This is a genomic window from Chitinophaga sp. W2I13 (assembly GCF_050434005.1).
Taxonomy (GTDB): domain Bacteria; phylum Bacteroidota; class Bacteroidia; order Chitinophagales; family Chitinophagaceae; genus Chitinophaga.
In genome coordinates this window covers 1,940,423-1,960,884 of sequence record NZ_JBNPWD010000001.1, presented here as the reverse complement: position 1 = coordinate 1,960,884, position 20,462 = coordinate 1,940,423, and the positions used below count along the sequence as shown (strand labels likewise).

The window sequence follows — 20,462 nt, the reverse complement described above, 5'->3', positions numbered from 1 at the left end:
AATGGTTTTATACTGTTATGGGATAGCTGTCTGATGAATCTTTCTTGGAGTTATCTAAAGATAACAACTTCCCGGCATTTTAAAAACCGGGAAAAAGGAGGCCGCTTCATCCCCGATGAAGCGGCCTCCCTTTCATTTATTGACCATATATCTTTAGAAATTGGTATTAATGATCAGCGTATTCCGGTCGGCCGCTGCAAAATCCATCGGGATGATACCATATCTGCCATGCGTGTTACTGGTAAAATAAGTGTTGATCTGTGGATTAATGGCATTTGAAACGGTAGTAATGCTGGGAATACCAAAGATCAGGGATTTATACCCACAGGTGAAATTGATATATAGTACCGACTGGCTGCCGTTCTTTGCCTCTGTGAGCAGGTTGGTAATGCCTGTCCATTTCGCGTTATTATCGGGTACTACATACTGGTCCTGCACCCGCAGGGAGGAGTTGGTGTTATTGATAGAAAACGTGGTATTGTCGGCCCAGTTGGTGGCTTCAATACCTTTTGGGGTACTGGTGGCGCCAAATCTCCTCAGCAGCACAATTTTGCCCCTTACCTGGCCGAGGTTGGGAACCGCATCGCTTAGATACCATTTGGAAGGTTGCAGCTGCGTATAGCTGTCGAACGTTTGCTCAAAGGAGCGGGTGTTGTTGGTGGGATCATACTCTTCTTTTACGCACATTACAATCGTTTCTGAAGGATTTGCTGCCAGGAAATCATAACAGGCGGTAAGTACGTCCGTAAAATTGAGGTTCTGGTAAATAGAACCGTGGTGAATGGCGAAAGCATCGCCGATGTGCCGGCAACGGATATCAAGGAAGCGTGTACCGGCATCCAGTTGTTCGCGGATGCTGAGGTTTTGACATTTGGCGGTGCCGCCAACCGGTTCCACACGGGCGCCGCTGTCGTGTGTGCCGGGAATAGACAGGGCCGTGAGACTGGTATTGTCTGCAATGGCGCTCATCCAGCCGGTAAGGGTTACGCTTAAAGCGCCGGTTACAGCGTTTTTTGTCATTGCTTCACCGCCAGCTGCTGCATCAGGAATTGCCAGGTCTTTTTTACAGCCAAAAAGAGAAAGGATGGCCAGGGCCACCAAAAGGGTTTTCAGGTTCATAATGGAAGTATTTATATTAAAAATACAGGAGAATACTGTTTGGTTCATTGCAGTGGAAATTAATTGTTGGTTAACAATCCTTGATGTGGAATTAACATTTCCGGCAGGTGGTCGAAAGGTGTGATTTTTTATCAGCACAGGAATGCATACCTTTACGTTATATCAACCAGATTAGCTTCGGGGGAAGCACTTACATTTATTTTGAATACCGTGCAATTAAATAGTGAACCAGATTTACTATTCAGGGTGTCGCAGGGCGATGAGGCTGCCTTTGCACATTTATTTCATACCTACCAAAACAGGCTGGGAGCATTTGTTATGCAGCTGACGGGGTCCAAACCGCTGGCCGAAGAGATTGTACAGGAAATATTTATCCGGATTTGGGAAAAACGGGAGAAGTTAAGGCAGGTAGAACATTTTCATCCTTACCTGTATGCAGTAGCCAGGAACTATAGCATATCCTTCCTGAAAAAGCTTGGCCGGGAACTGGCCAGGAAACAGGCATGGGAAACCAGTATAGCGGCTACTCACGACCAGGAAGATGATACTGTTATCCGGAATTACCGCCGCATCATAGACCAGGCCATTTCAGAGCTGCCGGCCCAGCGTCAGAAAGTATATCTTTTAAGCCGGGATGAAGGTCTCCGCCAGGCTGAAATTGCCGAGCGCATGGCCATTTCACTGGAAACAGTTAAGAAGCACATGGTACTGGCCCTGCGTTCCATCCGGAGTTATGCAATGACGCATCCGGAAATTAATTTGCTGATGCTTATTCTGGCCACACCTTTCAGGGGGTAAATTTTTTTTCTTACACCATTACCTCTTTTTTATACTTGTTGCTGTCTTATAGGGTAGAATCAATCTATGCTGATGGATAATACCAGGTTGCGCTACCTGCTTAGCCGATATGCGGGTAAAACAATCACCCAGGCGGAACAATCCGAGTTAAGTGATTTTTTAAATGCGGCAGATAATCAAACGCAGCTGGAATTGCTGATCGAAGAAGCCTGGATACAGTCCGGTGAGGAAGATGACATGTTTTTTCCCTCGCCCCAGCTAAACCAGGTACCGGCGCGGCAGCCGCTTAAATGGGTTTACTGGCAGCGTTGGGCCGCTGCTGTATTATTATTGATCGTCGCCACCAGCATCTTGCTGCTGGTCACCAAAACACGGAAAGCAGATAAGTTACCAGCTGTGGTAACAGAAAATATAAAAAAAGATGTGAAACCGGGCGGAACAAAAGCCATGCTCACACTGGCAAACGGGAATGTGATAGCGCTGGATAGCTCACTGAAGGGCACACTGGCGAAACAAGGGGATGTGAATTTACATGTGAGCCCGGGAATGCTGAAATACGACCAAAACAAGCAGACAGCTGCCAATAGTATAGCCTATAACATATTAAAAACCCCTAAAGGGGGACAGTATCAGCTGGAACTGCCGGATGGCTCAAAAGTGTGGCTGAATGCCGCCTCTTCCCTGAAATTTCCAACTGCCTTTGTTGGAAAGGAACGCCGGGTGGAACTAAACGGGGAAGCCTACTTTGAAGTAGCCAGGAATGCCAGCCAGCCATTTTTTGTATCCGTTAATAACGCCAGTATCGCGGTATTGGGCACCAGCTTCAATGTAATGGCTTACGCCGATGAAGCTGCCATGAGAACTACCCTGCTGGAAGGCGCCGTAAAAGTAAGCCAGGCAAATGCTTCCAGTGTATTAAAGCCGGGAGAACAATCATTGCTGGAGCCAAATGGCAAAATGAAAGTAATAGAAAATGCTGACGTAAGCCTGGCAGTAGCATGGAAAAACGGACTTACTTCTTTTAAAAGTGCAGACATCAAAACAATCATGCGGCAGGTGGAAAGATGGTACGATGTGGAAGTAGTATATAGCGGCGCAATACCCGTCCGCAGCTTCACAGGAGATATTCCGAGAGACGCGAACTTGTCAGAATTATTGCGATTACTGGAAATCAGCAGGATCCATTTTAAAATGGAACAACGCAGGCTGATCGTTATGCCGTAAGTATCTTATTCATTATATCAACCAAATTGCTATTACCATGAACAAAGGTCCCTGAATGACGTGTGGTAAGAACCGGCATAAAAAACCAGGAGCGATCTCACCCGCCCCTGGAAAAGAGCCTGGGTCTGGTACCTGACATCAATACTTATCAGAAATCAAGATTTATCTCAACCCAAACACCACAAATGTATGCAATCTAATTGTCATGCAAAGCCCGTCTTTGTACCTGGGCTATTATCAACCATCAAAGATCGCGTCCTGACATTCCGAAAATCAGGTGCCCATCTGAGGATAAAAAAACAACTGATTAAGCAAATGAAGATTACGGCTATCCTCTTAACGGTAGTTTGTTTGCAGATCAGCGCCAAATCTCTGTCGCAACAGATAACCTTGTCGCAAAAGAACGCACCGATCCAAAAGGTATTTGAAGAAATAAAAAAGCAATCCGGCTATAGGTTCTGGTATGAAGATGCTATGCTCACGAAAAGCAAGCCGGTAGATATCTCCATCCGGAATGGTTCGCTGGAAGATGTACTGGCACTGCTTTTCAGAAACCAACCCTTCAGTTATGAAGTGATCGGCAAAATCATCGCTGTAAAAGAGAAAGATATCAGGCTGGAAAATGCCACTCCCTTCATCGCCATACCGGAAGTAGTACTCCGTAAAATAAGCGGTTTGGTAAAAGACAGTACCGGAACACCCATCCCCGGCGTCACTATTCTCATCAAAGGCACTAAAAACGGCGCCACCACAGATGTACAGGGCCGGTTTAGTCTTGATGTGCCGGAAGGCAATGTAGTACTGGTATTCACCTCTGTAGGATATGAATCAAAATCAGTTACCCTCGGCACCTCCACATTCCTGAACGTAACACTTTCCATTGCCTCCAGCGGGTTGAATGAAATGGTGGTTACCGCTCTCGGTATCAAACGCCCGAAGGGAACACTCGGATACGCGATCAGCACCATCAAAGGTGATGAACTTACCAAGGCCGGTTCAACCATGAACCCATTCCTCGCCCTGTATGGTAAAGCAGCCGGTGTAGGCGTAAACGTGGGCGCATCCGGTCCGCAGGGCGGCGTTAGGATTAACATCCGCGGCGCAGCCAGTATGAACCCCGATCAGAACGTAAGACCCCTGTTCGTGGTAGACGGCGTGATCCTGAGCGACCGTAAAACACAGATAGGCGGTGATGTGGGACAAGGATTCGACTATGGCGCCGGTATCAATGACATTAACCCGGACGATATCGAATCAATCGATATCCTGAAAGGGGCAAAAGCTACCGTATTGTATGGTAGCGATGCCGCCAACGGTGTAATGATCATTACTACCAAAAACGGCCGTAATGTGAAAGGATTTGGTATGACCGGTAACATACAACACACCATAGAACAACCGGTATCTTACCTGAAGCTGCAAACCAAATATGGGCTGGGCGACAACCTTTATGATACGACCTATGAAACCATCAATGGCGTAAAAACCAGGATGCTGCCCAATAAGCGCTTCAGCTTCGGTCCTGCTTTCGATGGTGCCAATGTGATGTTCTACGATAGTTCCATGGTGAAGAATTCGCCACACGCGAATAACTTTATGTCACTCTTCCAGAACGGTCATTCTACTTCTGCCAACGTAGCAATTGCGGGCAGCAATGAAAAGGGTAGTATCAGGGCTTCTTATACCAACTATAATTACCAGGATATTGCCGGTGATAATTCCTGGCAGAAAAGGAACTCCTTTAGCTTCAATGGTAATATCAAAGCATCCGAACTGGCTTCCTTTGAAGTGATCTCCAACATTTACAGCATCTCTACCCAAAACCGCCGTTCCCAGAACGATGGACCGGTAGCATGGGGATACCCGGTTGACTATGATTATAACCTGATATATCCCTACTACACAGATGCCACCGGTTATAAAAGAGATCTTTCCAATGCCCGCGTATCTGACGCGTTTACACGACTCGGCAGTTACCTGTGGAATACCAAAATGAACCGTTATAAGGATGAAAATATCCACATGATCACCTCTGCCAAAGTAACACTGAACTTCACGAAGAATATTTTCCTCGTAGGACAGGCAGGGTTGGATTATGATAACACCAATTACAATACGCAGGTAAGCGTAACAAGAGTGCTACCAACTGTAGCTGAAGGAAGCTTCGGCGTGGCAAAGGAAAATTCTACCACTCAAACTTACCAGGCGTTACTGAACTATAATAAATCATTCCTGAACAACGATCTCCGTTTGTTTGCATTTGGAGGTGGTGTATACCGGCTGCGTAACGTTGATTACCTGGGTACCAACACCGTTGGTGGACTCACCTTCCCGGATTGGTATTCTTTCTCTAATCAGCTGGGTACACCAAACGCCGACAATGCGTATCTGCTTAGAAATTACACAAGGGGATCGGACGTATTATACAGCTTGCTGGCATCAGCAGCATTGTCCTGGAAAAATGAATTTACGTTGGAACTACAGGGGCGTCAGGACTGGAACTCTACCCTTCCTCCGGAAAACAACAAATACTTTTATCCGGGCGCCGCACTTACCTGGAATTATACAGAACGTTACCGGCTCGCCGGCGTAAACAGCGGACAGCTGAGAGTATCCTGGGCTGACGTAGGTAATGGTACTACCCGTTATTTTGCCAATAACCTGTATGGATACAGCCGCCTGCCAAGTACAGGCGCCAATTCCGTTTCACCTCCCGACAAATTATTACCGGGCGCCCTGAAACCAGAACGTAAAAGGGAATTTGAAATTGGTATCAACAACACCTTCCTACCACAAGACAGGGTGATCCTCGATTTCTCTTTCTATACCAACCACCGCTACAACCAGATCATCAGCTTACCTATTTCTTCTGCCTCCAGTTCAACTGGTATGATCGTGAACGCGGGTGATGTAAAAGCCTGGGGTTTTGAACTGGCCTTAACAGGCGTGCCGCTGGTAGGTAAAAACTACCGCTGGAGCCTCACCCTGAATGCCGCCAGCCAGGCATCAAAAGTAATAGACCTGTATCCGGGCGTTACCAATTATCCTTTCAGTAACCTGATTAATGGCGCTGCTGCATCTATTCATGCAGATGAAGGTCGCCCGTATGGTGAAATTGTAATGAACGATTATAAACGTGATGAAGCTGGCAATAAAGTAGTCAACAACCAGGGTATCTATATACTCGATGATCAGAAATCAACCGTAGCCGGCAATGTAATGCCAAAAGTATACGGCGGGTTTATTTCCGACTTCCAGTATAAGAACTTCAACTTCCGTATCGGGCTGGATTACAAATACGGCGGTACTATTTTCAGCTACACCAACAACCGTTTAACAGGTGTTGGGCAGTTAGAAAATACCATGAAATACCGCGATGAAGAAAACGGCGGTTTGGCCTATTATATTAATTCTAACGAACAGAACGTGCCGTGGCAGCATTCACAGCCAGCGCCTGCTCAGTCTGCGGATGGTAAGGTGTATCACGATGGTCTGGTCCTGCCCGGTGTGAAAATTGATGATAATGGGAAGTATGTAACCAATGATATCATCACCAGTGCTTCTTCTTATTATGGAAGCTATGCAAACGACCTGGCTACCTCTTTCCCACCGGATCGCGTATTCAAAAACAATTACATCAAAGTGAGAGAAGTAGCGCTTTCCTATACATTACCCGCGGAAATTTCCAAAAGGATAAGAATGCAAAGGCTCACTGTCACCGCAGCTGCCCGTAACCTGTTCTATCTCTACAAATCTATTCCCAATATTGATCCGGAAGGAGCACTGGGTGCAGATGTTTTCGTGGAAAATACCATCTACCCTTCCCAAAGGACTTACTCCCTGGGGTTAAATGTTGCTTTCTAATGTATAAACTGAAAAAAATGAAAAAAGCTTACTTATATATTTTCCTGCTTTCTGCTTCCGTCCTGGGAGCTTGTAAAAAAGACCTGGAAGACCGGTTCTACGACAAAGACAAGCTCTCCACCGGCAGTACTATAGATGTGGTGCCCGGCTTATTTACCGGCGTGCTTACAAACAATAAAATATTTGCACAGGACTACGGCGAGTGGTATTACCTGCTCAACGGAGGTACCAGTATCACCGGCTATGAGCAAGTGGTGCAACGGTTTGTATCTTATCGCTACGACTGGTTCTCCACATACAATGATTTAACCACCGGTAACGGATTTGATGATTCTCCCATCAACGGGCAATCTTTCTTTCAACACAGTTATACCCGGTTGAAGAATTATGAAGTGATCAGGGATTCTGTGAATGCACGTACCGGGCAATTGAAACAGGATGGAGATGTATACCTGAAATTGGTTAGCTTTATAAAATGTTACCAAAGCGCCAAGCTGGTAGATTTCTTTAATTCGGTTCCTTATTCAGATGCTTTCCAGGGAGCAAAAAAAGAACCTAAATACCTCTTCCCTAAATACGATGATCCAAAAGAGATCTACCAGTCTATCATACAGGAACTGGGAACTATTGTGGATGAACTGCCCGCTGCCTATTCACAGATGTCGGCCGATGCCAAAACCGTATTTACGGAGCAGGATATAGCCTTCCACGGTGATATCAATAAGTGGGTATCCCTGATCAATTTTACCCGCCTGAAATTGCTGGTAAGAATCGCCGGAGTGGAAGAAGCATATGCCAAACCGCTGATCCAGGCAGCACTGGCTAAGCCTTTGCCACAAACAGATCTTTACTGGTTCTACTGGTTTGATATTGATCCCACCGGTGGCGGCACATGGATTCGTGGGGTGTATGAAAATACCTTCGCCTCCTTTATCCCGAACATCATCATGAAAAGGATGAACTACGGCACACCTGCTTACCAGGAAGGGATTGATGATCCACGCCTGCCCGTGCTGGCTATGCCTACCAAATACCTGGATTACCGTGGTGTATCTGCTAATATTGAAGAACAAACGGCATTGTATAACAGCGGAGAAAGGTATTATCCGTATGCAGATAATATCGCTTCTACTTTTTCTACCAATGCCAAATCTACTTACAACCATGCTACCTTCCACCAGAATGCGAAGATGCCGGTTTATATGAGTTCATTGGGAGAGCTGGATCTGCTGTTGGCGGAAATAGCGCTGAAAGGATTAGCGAATACTGGCAAATCCGCTGAGGAACACATCAAAGACGAGGTAACACACTCGATAGATTTCTGGTACACCATTAATCAACTGAGCAGCTACGCTAAAACCCAGATGACACCTCAGCAAACAGCCATGGTATACCCTACGAAACCATCTGCAGCAGTAGTGAGCGCATGGGGCGATGTGGTTAAAGCCAAATTTACACTGGCCGCTACACTGGACGACAAAATGGAAATCCTGATGCAGCAAAAGTATATTCACCTGAACCTCTACCAGCCTTACGAACTGTGGGCAGAACTGAGAAGGACCCGTCATCCGAAGTTGGAACCCTTCACCTGGCATACTTCCGTATGGAAACCAATGCCGGAAAGAGTACGTTATCCAACTATTGAGCTGACCAACAACCCGGATAACTTCAAGAAAGTAGCAGGAGAAAATAATTTAACCAGCCCGATTTTCTGGGTGCCTGCTGCAGCAAGAGCAAAAAATCCTTACTGGGATAATTATAATTATCAATAGCAGAGAGCAATGATGTCGATGGGGAGCTGACCATATTGGTTAGCTCCCTTTTTTAATGCCATACCGCTATGCAGGCGGCTGCCAGCGTTGACGCCAGTAACGCATAGTAAGCCGGCTTTGTAAATACTTTGTTTGTGAAACGTATATTGATGAACGTTACCACCGCGAACAGGCCGGTTTTGGGTATCACTTTGTAATAATTGACATGCGGATATTTCAGCGCCACCAGTATGATACCGGTTACCAGCAGTACAATGCCCAGTATCAGCCCTTTATGGTCGCGCACTTTTGTATGGTAATCGGTCCGCTGCGCCACCAATATAGCGAGATATCCTAAAAAGCATCCGAAGTGCAGAAGCAACACAATATTAAAGAGCATGGGATGTTTTTTGGGCGGTGGAAGAAAGATAATAACCTCCCAGCACCAGCGCCATTACAATAGCTACCACGTGCGGAATCAGTTTGCCGGTTTCATATACGGGATTTTGCAACACCAGGCTGAAATCCACCACCGGGATAATGGCTCCTGCCAGTAATAGCACTCCCAATGCACGCCGCTCGCCGGTCCATAGTACGCCAAGTATAACAATGCCGGTAAACAGATCGCGGATACCTTTGATATAATGAAAGGAGAAATTACCGTTTACAGGTACGTGGATGCCAAAAGCAGCTTCCGCCACCAGCGGGGAGAGGAGGAAGCGAAGCCCGATAAATACCAGCAATATCCCCATGGATACGGTGGCGTAAAAGGCGATTTTTTCAGATGTGTTTTTCATTTGTTGCATTATTTTATGATGATGCAACAAAGGTAAAAACAGCTTTCCACGGGTTCGTTCACCCAGGTTAATAAATCTACATCGCCAGCCTTTTCCTGATCCGGCTTAAAGACGGAGGCTTTACGCCTACAAAGGAAGAAATATAATACTGCGGGATGCGCTGCTGCAGGTCGGGATAGTTGTTAACGAATTGCAGATAACGTTGCTCCGGCTGATCGCTATAAATAGAAGTGATTTTTTTTATGGCATTCAAATACAGGTACTCACAAATCAACCGGCCAAATTTTTCCCCTTCTTTTACTTTGCTGTAAAGCAATTGAAGATTTTCATAGGAAATCGCCAGTATTGTGGTTGGCTCAATACACTGGATGCTGCGCTGCGAAGCAGAATGATCAAGAAAGCTTTCGTAATTACAGGTAAATTCATTTTCCTTTCCAAAATCAAATGTCAGCTCCTCCCCGGAGTCTTTAATGCTGTAGTACCGGATCAATCCCTTCTCAATAAAACCCGCTTCCCGGCAAACCTGTCCTTCCCGCAGAAAATAATCATTCTTCTGGTATTCCCGGCTCACAAACAACGAGGAAATGAATAGCTTCTCGGCTTCATTCATACGGATGAAATGTTCCATAGCCCTGATCAGATTAGTGTGTATGCTCATCGGTAAGCCGGTTTATTTGTACTTGTATGCCTTGTTTTTCGGTATCTGTTTTAGCTAACTGCCAGGCTCTATGAAAGCTCGCTTTTGCTTTATCATTATCAATATTCTTATACAGTTCTCCCAGCAGCACATAATAGAAATGATTATTCTCCAGCTTCAACTTTTCTGCTTCTGCCAGCGCTTCCTGCTGCCCGTTTGCTTTATACAGGGCAAAGGTACGGTTTAGCGCTACACTGGGGGAGTAATTGATCATCAGCAGCGCGTTGTATAGCTGCAGGATCTCTTCCCATTTTTCCGGCGTATCCTCTTTCATGCAATGCCAGTAAGCGATCCTGGCTTCCAGGTGATAGGAACTGATTTCATTGCCTTCAGCAGAAAGCTGCAGGAAATAAATGCCCTGGTTGATCAATGCCTGGTCCCACAGCGCTTCGTTTTGCGCTTCATACAGCACCACCTCGCCTTCGCCGGCCTGCCTGGCATTGAAGCGGGAAGCGTGGAAACACATGAGGGCAATGAGCGCATTTGTTTTGGGCCGGTTGGTTTTGTCGTAAGCCGTCAGCATTAATCCCAGGCGAAGCGCTTCCAGGCAAAGATCCTGTTGCAGGATCTGGTTCTGTGTTTGGGAGTAATATCCTTCACTGAAAAGCAGGTAGATAATGTGCAATACATTATCCAGCCGCTGCGGAATTTCATTTTCCGGGGGCAACTCCATCCTGATCTTTTCTTCGCGCAGTTTTTCTTTCGCCCGGAACAATCTTTTATTAATGGTTTCTTTATTGGACAAAAAAGCTTCTGCAATTTCATCTATCCCGAAACCACAAAGGATGCGCAGCGCCAGCCCTATCTGCGCTTCGCTGGCAATAGACGGATTACAGATGGCGAAAAGCATTTGCAGCTGGCTGTCTTTGATATTCTCCTGCGAGAAACTCAGCGCTTCGGCATCATCCACCAGTTCCTGTCTGGCTACTATTTCAGGCAGTACTTTTTTGTCGAATATTTTATTTCTTCTGAAATGATGTATGGCTTTTTGTTTGGCTACGGTATAAAGCCAGGCAGCAGGATTGGGAGGGAGTCCTTTCACGCCCCATGTTTCCGACGCGAGTAAAAATGTTTCACTCACAATATCTTCTGCTATCTCAATATGCTGCAACCCGAAAAGTTTGCTGATCACAGCTACCATCTTTGAGAATTCCTGCTTAAATAAATCCTTCAGTGATTCGTGTTCCTTTTCCATACTAAAACAGTAAAAACCACTCTAACGAAAGAGTGGTTTTCTTTATTTCCCCTGATACTGGTTACGAGACTATTTCCCTCACTTCCACACAGCCCTGGGCATCCAGCACCGGGCAGCCATGAGCCAATGTAGTAGCTTCTTCCAGCGTATCGGCCTGCACTACCAGGAAGCCGCCAAGCCGTTCCCTGATTTCCACAAACGGACCATCGGTAATAACGCCTCCTGGTTTTAATACTTTCCCTTCCGTAGAAAGGCGACGGCCGTTACTCACCAGTTTGCCCTGTGCAGCAATACCGCCTGCCCAATCCTGCCACTTCTTCATCAGCGACTGGAAGTCATCCGGCGATAATTCGCGGTACGCATATTCCGACTGGCGAAATAACAATAAGAATTCTTTCATCTTTTTATAATTTAAATCACGGATGAAATATATGAATTAATTTGCTTTGGCGGCAAACATCCCCGGCGTATAACTTCCTGCTGAGGTACGGAAAGCTACATTAAGACGGTTATAGCTGTTAATGGTAGTAACTGCTATTGTCAGGTCTACAATCTCTTCCTCTGAAAACTGCTGACGAACTACGTCATATACTTCATCGGACACATCGCCGTTGGTAAGCCTGGTAACTGCTTCTGCCCAGGCAAAGGCAGCCCGCTCACGGTCGGTATACACAGTAGCTTCTCTCCAGCCCGCCAGCATATAAATGCGCTGCTCCGTTTCCCCTTCTGCACGTGCATCTTTGGAGTGCATATCCAGGCAAAATGCGCAGCCATTCATCTGGGATACCCGGAAATAAATTAAATGCTGCAGGGATTTTTCAATGGATGATTTTGCAAGATATGCACCTACGCCATATAATGCTTTTACTGCGTTAGCTCCTTTTGTCAGCAGATTGATTCTCTGTTTCATGGTTTTAAATTTTTATTGGTGATGAATTTGTTCGTTTATACACCAATAAGGATCGGGAAAAAGGAAATTGGACATCTTCCGGAAATTTTTTTTAAAATATTTTTTAGGCAGATGGGTAAAGGATATCCAAGCATGTGTCCGGTAAGGGAAAACCATTGGTTCCCATTTTCTTATGCCTTTGCAGAAAAACACGCAAACTACCACGCTACCATTCCGGTGAGTCATTTGTTAATCACCTGGTTTTTACAATTGTAAAACACTCCGGCGGGCCGGAATTTTTTCTTTTGACGGATGATTCAACATAATTATCCCCGCATCGGGAAAATGCTGGCCCTCCTTGTTTTTGTGCTGCCATTTACCGCTATATCCGTAAAGGCCCAGGAAATAAGACCTTTGTACAAAGATTCCATTCCCAACAGTATCGGGAAAACTGCACCGGCAGATGCCCCCACCATCACCATCTATAAGCCGGAAAAGCCCAACGGGGCGGCGGTGATCATCTTCCCCGGCGGTGCATACGCCTTCCTGGCCTTCGCAGAGGAAGGCACCAAAATCGCAGAAGCATTCATTACAAAAGGAGTCACCGCCTTCGTGGTAAAATACCGGCTGCCCTCAGATGCCACCATGCGCGATAAAAGCATAGGACCGCTTCAGGACGCACAGCAGGCCATTAAACTGGTACGCATGAATGCCGCGGAATGGGGGCTGGACCCGCATAAAATTGGGATTGCAGGCTATTCCGCCGGCGGACACGTGGCCTCCACGCTGGGCACCCACAGCGCCAGGAGTTATGTGCCCAATAAGGAAAACACCGATCTGCGCCCGGATTTCATGATCCTCGTATACCCCGTAATAAGCATGAACAAGGACCTGGCACACCAGGGATCAAGCATCAACCTGATAGGAAATGATCCTTCCAAAGAAAAAATTGCCTTCTTTTCCAACGAAGAGTGGGTGAACAATAATACACCACCGGCCTATATCACGCATACCAGCGATGATGCCGTGGTGAATGTAAATAACAGCATCGCCTTTTACCAGGCCATGCTGAGAGGAGGCATTCCCGCTGAACTGCATCTCTATCCCACCGGCAACCACGGCTTCACCCAACGGTTACCCGTAAACGAATGGCTGGACCCCATGGTGTGGTGGATGAAAAGAGGGGGCTGGATTCCCAACACCCCCTGATCTGATATTAAATCATGGCATAGCCGTATGAACAGGTCGCGCAGCGGGCCTGGAATGCAGCAGCTTTATCAGCGGCCGCTCTACCTTGTAGTAGAAGAAAACCCCTACCGCCACCGCCAGCACCATATGTATGATAACGGAAAGATCGGCATTCAGGAAGTAGCCGGTGGCGGCATATATCTGCGCGATGAAATAATAAAAAGTATAGTGGGTCAGGTAAATAGAATAAGAAGCATCGCCTATCAGTAAACCCCATTTGTTATTCCAGAGCTTTGTCCATACACCCTGCCTCTCCAGGAAAATGCAACCCGCCAGGATACACGCACTGGGCAACCCCCACAATAACACCCTTTTCAAACTGCCGGTGCCACCGGTCACACTGCTCAGTTCAGAAATATTTCCAAATCCATACACAATGTTATAAATATAACCGCCCACGCCCAGCAGGAGCAGCAGCCCGGCTATGCCGGCAGCCACTTTTACATGCCGGTACAGCCAGAAAATGATCACCCCGAAGAGAAACTCCAGCATGATAGGGTTAGTGTAAAATATCAGCCGGAAATCAGCTGGCTTTAGCAACTGACCCACCGCCACAAGCGCAGGAATAACAAGTAACAGCAATAAGGTTTTGTATCTTGTACGGAACAGGATCAGGAAGAAGAAAAGGAAATAGAACCACCACTCAAAACTCAGCGACCAGCCCACCACCAGGATAGGCGCCAGCCACTTCTGCGAGTTCAATACCGGTAACATAAAGATCGTATCCCTCCACCCGTAAAGAATAGCCGTGATGGGGTACATCTGGTCAAAAAAACAAAAGAATACCATGTAACACACACTGGCTACATAATAAATAGGATTGATCCGCAGGAACCGCTTCTTCAGGAAGTCCACCCCGTCACGTGCACCAAAATAGTTACTGGCTACATAACTAATGATAAACCCCGATATCCCAAAAAAGAGATCTACGCCAATAGCACCAAAGTTTTCAAGGAAATAAAATTTTTGCTGATGGGAAACGGTGAATGCTTCCTGTAAGTCGATGGCGTGTACATGTACCACGAGGATAACTGCTACTGCCCTTAATAACTGTATGCTGTTAATCTTCATAAAAAGGGATACTGATTGAGGGTAAAGGATGGCAACACCGGTCACTTTTGTGTAAAGCAAGTTAAACCGGGCTGCTGTAATTACACTTCAGTCAGTATCCTCCTGTCAGTTACGCGATCTGTTCCATGCTTCCCGGCTGATTGTAAACCAGTTAAGCATCGTTTCGCCGTCGTGAAAAGTGCCGTCCAGGCTCAGGCCCACCTTCTCTAAAACGCGCTTCGACGCATCGTTGTTTACATCGGTAATGGCATAAATATTTTCCAGCCCGAGCCGGTTAAAGCCATATTCCAGGCAGGCCCGCGCACATTCCGTAGCATATCCCTTTCCCCAGTATTTTTTTATAAAACGATAGCCGAGGTCGTAGTAGTTAACATGGCCGTTGGTAGGTTCTTTTATCAGTTTTAATCCCGCCCATCCCACAAACTGGTTGGTGTCTTTTTCTATCACCGCCCATCTGCCAATACCGTTCTCCCGGTATTGCTGCCGGATAAACTGAATGGCCTCCCGCGATTCTGCTATGGTGCTTACGGGTTTGTTACCCAGGTATAAATGTACCGCTTCATCTGAATCCAGTTCAAACATGCCGGCGGCATCAGCAGGTATCAGTTCCCTTAAAATCAGCCGGGGGGTAGATGCGAAAATCTCCATACACGTGTCATTTGCCGTCCAATTTAAAGGAACTATCTATAAGAACAAAAATTGGGAGTACTTACCTGGTCATCAACAGGAAATTACTTCCTGTTTCTGCTTCAGTCGATTTTTTCTGGTACTGGTAAGGAGAGAAGCCCGCAAACTCTTTGAAGGCCCTGATGTAATGGGATTGGTCAGCATAATCATGCTCAAAGGCAATATCAGACAACTTGCTGTAGTTGTTGCTTTTTAATTGCTTCAGGGAATTTTGAAAACGGCATATGCGGGAAAATAATTTCGGAGAGATGCCAACGCCCTGTTTAAACCGGCGCTCGAAACTTCTTTCCGTTAACTGCAACTGCTGCTGTAAGTCCTTTAACGGAATACTGCCGCCGGATGCAATGATCTGCGATAAGGCGAAGTGCGTCACCTCATCGGCAGGCGTGCTGTTTTCATTTATCTGCTTAAATAAAAAGGCAGCAATAACGGCTATCTTCTCTGTTAATGAAGGCGTGTTGCCAAGCCTTTCTGCCAGGTAAAAATCCCTGGTAGCCGACAGTATATCAAGGTCTAAACAGGAATTGGTTAACTCATCGGCATTCAAACCAAAAACAGATTTCAACGCATGCGGATAACAGCACACCCCAATGGAACAGATAGTGCCGGTTACATGCAGCTCCGTATATTTCGTGGTTTGGCCGTACAACAACAAATCAGGCAACTCTTTGTTTTCCTGGTAAAAGGTACCGCTGGCCGACTGCTGGAAAATTAAACCGGGACAACCATCTGCCATTGGCCCGAAAATTTTAGGCACGTGGGCAACATCATTACTCTCCAGCGTCCAGAAATAACGGACGTGGTTTTTAAGATATGCCGGCGGTGATAATTCCTGGTACTTCATTTTAATAGCAGATGAATTATATTCAAGGTAATAATTTTTAATGATTTCATAATAATCTACTAAATTTGTAGACTAATTACATTCCCCCATGAGCATCGCAACACACCGCTTCATCGCCAGCCTGGCATTATTACTAGCTACCAGCATTGGATTTGCACAAAATAAAATAGTTGTTTTCCAGTCGGATTTCGGTTTGAAAGATGGCGCCGTTTCTGCCATGAAAGGCGTAGCCTCCGGCGTATCGCCCGACCTGAAACTATATGACCTCACCCACGAAATACCCGCATACAATATATGGGAAGCCGCCTACCGGCTGGAACAAACAGTTCCCTACTGGCCAACAGGTACCGTGTTCGTATCGGTAATAGACCCCGGCGTAGGCACCAGCCGTAAATCGGTAGTGCTCAAAACAAACAATGGCCACTTTATTGTAACACCAGACAACGGCACCCTCACCCTCATTGCAGCCTCCGAAGGCATCGCGGAAATACGTGAAATCAATGAAGCCGTGAACCGTCGTAAGGATTCGCAGAAATCCTACACTTTCCATGGCAGGGATGTATATGCCTATACCGGCGCGCGACTGGCAGCAGGCGCTATCACCTTTGAAGAGGTAGGACCGGTATTGCCCAAAGAGGTAGTAAAAATACCTTACCAGGCGGCCGTGCTGGAAGGCGGAAAACTGAAAGGCAACATCTCCATCCTGGATGTGCAATATGGTAATGTGTGGACCAACATCAGCGCCGATCTTCTCAACCAGCTGCATCCTCAATACGGCGATGTACTGCAGGTCACATTTTTCCATAACGGGAAAAAAGTACATCAAACAGCGGCGCCGTACAGTCAAACTTTTGGCGCAGTACCGGAAGGAAAACCATTGAGCTACCTGAACAGCTTACTGCAGCTGTCTTTTGCGCTCAACCAGGGCAACTTTGCCGCTGCCTATCACATCGGAAGCGGTAGTGAGTGGAGCGTGGAAGTAACTTTATCTCCTAAAAAATAAATCGCTACTGATGATAAGATCTTTATACCCTGCCTTTATTTTTGTATTGATCAGCAGCGCCGCCACTGCGCAAACCGCGGCAGATACTATACCGGCCCCGGCTATACGCACTTTGAATGAAGTGGTAACAGTAGGTACCCGCAGCAGTGGCCGCACACGACTAAACACCGTGGCGCCCGTAGATGTTTTTCATCTCTCCAAAATACAAATACTCACACCGCAAAATGATCTGAACCAGATCCTGCAGTATATTTCCCCATCTTTTAACTCCAACCGGCAGTCCTCTTCAGACGGAAGCGAGCATATTGATCCCGCCAGCATCCGCGGGCTAGGTCCCGATCAGCTGCTGGTACTGATTAACGGCAAACGCCGTCATACTACCTCGCTGGTCAATAACCAGGGCACCATTGGCAACGGTTCTGTAGGAACAGATCTCAATGCCATTCCTTCTGCTGCCATTGAACGCATAGAAGTGCTGCGCGACGGCGCTTCTGCGCAATACGGCTCCGATGCCATTGCAGGCGTGATTAATATCATCCTGAAGCAAAACACGCAGCAACTATTTGCTGCATTAACCGGCGGCGTTACCTCCCGTGGCGACGGCGGTCTTGGCCAGCTGAGCCTCAACTACGGCGCCGGCCTCGGCAAACAGGGCGGTTATATCAATATCACCGGGGAAGCTTACCAGAGAGGTAAAACTACCCGCGCGCAAAATAATAACCTGATCATCTTTGACCAGTCGTCCCTCGATAATTATTTCGCGTACGACTTTACCAACGATCCCGCTGCTTCCCGGAAATACGACGACGATATGTTGAAGCAGAAAGGACTAAAAAGAGATGATTTTAATTTCCAGATCGGCGATGCACAAATAAAGAATGGTGGCGTATTCTATAATTTATCGCTCCCTTTTAACAACAGCCAAAGTGAATTCTATTCTTTTGGTGGCTACAGTTACCGCCAGGGCGAAGGCTTCGGCTTCAGACGCTTACCAAGCGATCCTACCGTAAACGTATATACGATTTATCCGGATGGTTTTCAGCCTACTACTGGTTCACGTATCCACGACCGTTCCATCGCCGTAGGACTGAAACATAAATTTGGTGAATGGCAGGCCGACTTAAGCAATACGCTGGGCGATAACCGTTTCGACTATGAGGTAGATCATACCGTAAATGCCTCGTTGCAGAATGCATCTCCCACCAGCTTCAAAGCCGGCGGACATGAATTTTTACAGAACACTACCAACCTCGATTTTAGCCGTCGCTTTGCAGGCGTGGCTGCTGGCTTTAACCTGGCCTTTGGCGCGGAGTTCAGGGTAGATGATTACCGCATCCGCACCGGGGAAGAGGCCTCCTGGAAAAATTATGCATTGGTGGAAAACCCGGATGGTACCGTATCTAACCCCTCCGGGCTGGCAGGCGGATCGCAGTCGTTTACCGGGTTTTCACCGGATAATGCCATCCATAAAAACAGGAATAACACAGGTGTTTATATAGATGGCGAACTGGATGTTACTTCCAGGTGGCTGATCAGCGCGGCATCGCGACTGGAACACTACAGCGACTTCGGAACAGCGCTGAGTGGTAAATTTGCGACGAGGTATAAAATTTCTGATGTGCTCAACGTGCGTGGCGCCGTGAGCAATGGTTTCCGGGCGCCCTCCCTGCATCAGCAGTATTTCAGTTATGTGAGCACAGATATTTTACCGGACAACACGCTCGGTCAATCCGGGTTCTTTACCAACCAGAGCACCGTGGCAAAAGCATTGGGTATCCCAAAGCTGAAACAGGAAACATCTGTAAACTACAGCCTGGGCTTTACTGCACAGGCCGCCCATAATTTCAGCATCTCCGTAGATGGTTATCTCACTAACATCAAAAACAGGATTGTATTAACCGGCAGCTTTGGCTTTGATGCCAACGGCGATCCGGTGGATGCCATCCAGCAGATTATCAATCCGCTGGGCGCCAGTTCTGCACGCTTTTTCAGCAATGGTATTGATACCCGCACCGCTGGCATTGATGTGGTGGCCGACTATAACTTACGTTCCGGTCCCCATAGTTTCAATGCCTCGCTGGGATTCAACTACAATAAAAATAAGATCACCGGCAACCTGCATATTCCCGACGGTTTAAAAGGACAAGAACAGATCTTCTTTTCTCCCAACGACAGTATTCTTATCACGGATGGTACACCACGCGTAAAGGCTAATTTATCGCTTACCTATGGTTATAAAAAATTCAGTGTGTTACTGCGAAATGTATATTTCGGAGAAGTATCCCGCAACAGTTTCCCCTTTGGAGAAGTGCAGGTGCACAAAGGAAAAGTGGTAACGGACCTGTCTTTCAGCTATAACCTGAAACCCGTTACCATTACGGTGGGCGCCAATAACATCCTCGATGTTTTCCCGGACGAACAGGTATATGGCAACAGTTATTTCGGCGTGTTTAAATATGCGTCGGTGCAGATGGGCACAGTCGGATCATTTTATTTTGCAAGGGTGGGGATTAATATAAACCGTAGGAATTAGCGTATTTGCCTGTTTTAGGAAGTATATATAATAAGCTGATACCGTAAATATCAGGTTGTCGCTTTGTTAAGCTCTTCATATAAGAGCCCTTGATTTCAATAGCGCCATTCTTCTTTTTGCCAAGCCCGATCCGCATTCCCAGGTTGCCTATCGGCCCCACAGCATGCTGGGTAGTAGAATCTGTAAAGCTGCCGCCGTTACGGTCTTTGTACTTTACATTTACAGGGCCGTAATGGTAGGCCAGCCCGCCTCCCACAAAGAAACCTACGGAGCTTTTATTATCCAGGGAAGAAAATCCGGCGAAGTTCAGGTTAATAATAAGCGGGATATCGACCATACCCCTGGGCTTTGTCCTGGTACCATCATCCTCGTCACGGGTATAGTAATACACAATATTACCCTCCGCATCATAATACGATTCCATATTGCTGTCAGATTCCCCCGACCCGCCAACTGATAATGGAATACCCACCGAAACAGTCATCTTATCTGTTTCCATCACATTGTAACGGATGGCATAGGAAAGGCTGAAGCTGGCGATGCTGCCGTACCTGGAAGTATGATCAATAAATGTAGAAAACCCGATGCCATGTACAAAACGTTGAGAGAAAACCGGTAATCCGGCCATACAGGCAATTACTAACAGAACAATTTTTTTCATACGGCAGCAGTGGGATTAGAGGTACCGTATAAAGGTAAAGTAAAAAGCTATTGAAACGGAAACCCGCCCCAATAGCTTTTT

The 20,462-nt window shown here is 46.6% G+C and carries 18 protein-coding genes; 7 read left to right on the top strand and 11 right to left on the bottom strand.

Annotated features, from left to right (window positions below):
• Window positions 1-153 precede the first annotated feature (153 nt).
• Window positions 154-1,119, bottom strand: a complete 966-nt coding sequence (locus QFZ48_RS07840) for a phosphatidylinositol-specific phospholipase C (RefSeq protein WP_429061845.1) — start codon at window positions 1,117-1,119, stop codon at window positions 154-156.
• Between the two features lie 210 nt (window positions 1,120-1,329).
• On the opposite strand from QFZ48_RS07840, the gene QFZ48_RS07835 reads away from it, so the two are divergent.
• The 4 genes from QFZ48_RS07835 to QFZ48_RS07820 all read left to right on the top strand — a co-directional run bounded on the left by QFZ48_RS07835 (window position 1,330) and on the right by QFZ48_RS07820 (window position 8,777).
• Entirely contained in the window at window positions 1,330-1,917 is a 588-nt protein-coding gene (locus QFZ48_RS07835; protein WP_429044305.1) for an RNA polymerase sigma-70 factor, read from the top strand.
• A 72-nt stretch (window positions 1,918-1,989) separates the two neighbouring features.
• Window positions 1,990-3,141: a FecR family protein gene (locus QFZ48_RS07830; RefSeq protein ID WP_429044307.1), complete on the top strand. Its 1,152-nt coding sequence runs from the start codon at window positions 1,990-1,992 to the stop codon at window positions 3,139-3,141.
• A 315-nt stretch (window positions 3,142-3,456) separates the two neighbouring features.
• Window positions 3,457-7,005 carry a SusC/RagA family TonB-linked outer membrane protein gene (locus QFZ48_RS07825; protein WP_429061844.1) on the top strand — a complete coding sequence of 1,183 codons (3,549 nt, stop codon included), beginning with the start codon at window positions 3,457-3,459 and terminating at the stop codon, window positions 7,003-7,005.
• Between the two features lie 17 nt (window positions 7,006-7,022).
• Window positions 7,023-8,777, top strand: coding sequence for a SusD/RagB family nutrient-binding outer membrane lipoprotein (locus QFZ48_RS07820; protein WP_429044315.1), 1,755 nt, complete (start codon window positions 7,023-7,025; stop codon window positions 8,775-8,777).
• Between the two features lie 52 nt (window positions 8,778-8,829).
• Here QFZ48_RS07820 and QFZ48_RS07815 read toward each other — a convergent pair whose 3' ends face one another.
• The 6 genes from QFZ48_RS07815 to QFZ48_RS07790 all read right to left on the bottom strand — a co-directional run bounded on the left by QFZ48_RS07815 (window position 8,830) and on the right by QFZ48_RS07790 (window position 12,355).
• The gene (locus QFZ48_RS07815; RefSeq protein WP_429044318.1) at window positions 8,830-9,156 is read right to left on the bottom strand and encodes a hypothetical protein; all 327 of its coding nucleotides are present in this window, start codon (window positions 9,154-9,156) and stop codon (window positions 8,830-8,832) included.
• Window positions 9,146-9,553 (bottom strand): DUF4267 domain-containing protein, encoded by a 408-nt coding sequence (locus QFZ48_RS07810; RefSeq protein ID WP_429044321.1) that lies wholly within the window; start codon window positions 9,551-9,553, stop codon window positions 9,146-9,148. The genes QFZ48_RS07815 and QFZ48_RS07810 overlap by 11 nt, the downstream gene beginning before the upstream one ends.
• A 76-nt stretch (window positions 9,554-9,629) precedes the next feature.
• Window positions 9,630-10,211, bottom strand: coding sequence for a Crp/Fnr family transcriptional regulator (locus tag QFZ48_RS07805; protein WP_429044324.1), 582 nt, complete (start codon window positions 10,209-10,211; stop codon window positions 9,630-9,632).
• On the bottom strand, window positions 10,195-11,445 hold the full coding sequence (locus QFZ48_RS07800; protein WP_429061843.1) for an RNA polymerase sigma factor: 1,251 nt from the start codon (window positions 11,443-11,445) through the stop codon (window positions 10,195-10,197). Before QFZ48_RS07800 ends, QFZ48_RS07805 begins: the two co-directional genes overlap by 17 nt.
• Before the next feature lie 61 nt (window positions 11,446-11,506).
• Window positions 11,507-11,845, bottom strand: a complete 339-nt coding sequence (locus QFZ48_RS07795) for a YciI family protein (RefSeq protein ID WP_429044330.1) — start codon at window positions 11,843-11,845, stop codon at window positions 11,507-11,509.
• A gap of 36 nt (window positions 11,846-11,881) precedes the next feature.
• On the bottom strand, window positions 11,882-12,355 hold the full coding sequence (locus QFZ48_RS07790; protein ID WP_429061842.1) for a carboxymuconolactone decarboxylase family protein: 474 nt from the start codon (window positions 12,353-12,355) through the stop codon (window positions 11,882-11,884).
• A 291-nt stretch (window positions 12,356-12,646) separates the two neighbouring features.
• On the opposite strand from QFZ48_RS07790, the gene QFZ48_RS07785 reads away from it, so the two are divergent.
• The gene (locus QFZ48_RS07785; protein ID WP_429061841.1) at window positions 12,647-13,543 is read left to right on the top strand and encodes an alpha/beta hydrolase; all 897 of its coding nucleotides are present in this window, start codon (window positions 12,647-12,649) and stop codon (window positions 13,541-13,543) included.
• A 12-nt stretch (window positions 13,544-13,555) separates the two neighbouring features.
• Here the strand turns inward: QFZ48_RS07785 and QFZ48_RS07780 are convergent, their stop codons facing one another.
• The 3 genes from QFZ48_RS07780 to QFZ48_RS07770 all read right to left on the bottom strand — a co-directional run bounded on the left by QFZ48_RS07780 (window position 13,556) and on the right by QFZ48_RS07770 (window position 16,184).
• Window positions 13,556-14,653, bottom strand: a complete 1,098-nt coding sequence (locus QFZ48_RS07780) for an acyltransferase family protein (RefSeq protein WP_429061839.1) — start codon at window positions 14,651-14,653, stop codon at window positions 13,556-13,558.
• Window positions 14,654-14,758: 105 nt separating this feature from the next.
• Window positions 14,759-15,301 (bottom strand): GNAT family N-acetyltransferase, encoded by a 543-nt coding sequence (locus QFZ48_RS07775; RefSeq protein ID WP_429061837.1) that lies wholly within the window; start codon window positions 15,299-15,301, stop codon window positions 14,759-14,761.
• A gap of 61 nt (window positions 15,302-15,362) precedes the next feature.
• The gene (locus QFZ48_RS07770) at window positions 15,363-16,184 is read right to left on the bottom strand and encodes a DUF6597 domain-containing transcriptional factor (protein ID WP_429061836.1); all 822 of its coding nucleotides are present in this window, start codon (window positions 16,182-16,184) and stop codon (window positions 15,363-15,365) included.
• An 88-nt stretch (window positions 16,185-16,272) separates the two neighbouring features.
• Here QFZ48_RS07770 and QFZ48_RS07765 point away from each other — a divergent pair, with 88 nt between their 5' ends.
• Entirely contained in the window at window positions 16,273-17,187 is a 915-nt protein-coding gene (locus QFZ48_RS07765; RefSeq protein WP_429044342.1) for an SAM hydrolase/SAM-dependent halogenase family protein, read from the top strand.
• Window positions 17,188-17,197: 10 nt separating this feature from the next.
• Window positions 17,198-19,720, top strand: coding sequence for a TonB-dependent receptor plug domain-containing protein (locus tag QFZ48_RS07760; protein WP_429061834.1), 2,523 nt, complete (start codon window positions 17,198-17,200; stop codon window positions 19,718-19,720).
• Here QFZ48_RS07760 and QFZ48_RS07755 read toward each other — a convergent pair.
• Window positions 19,698-20,381 carry a hypothetical protein gene (locus QFZ48_RS07755; RefSeq protein ID WP_429061832.1) on the bottom strand — a complete coding sequence of 228 codons (684 nt, stop codon included), beginning with the start codon at window positions 20,379-20,381 and terminating at the stop codon, window positions 19,698-19,700. The genes QFZ48_RS07760 and QFZ48_RS07755 overlap by 23 nt on opposite strands.
• Window positions 20,382-20,462 lie beyond the last annotated feature (81 nt).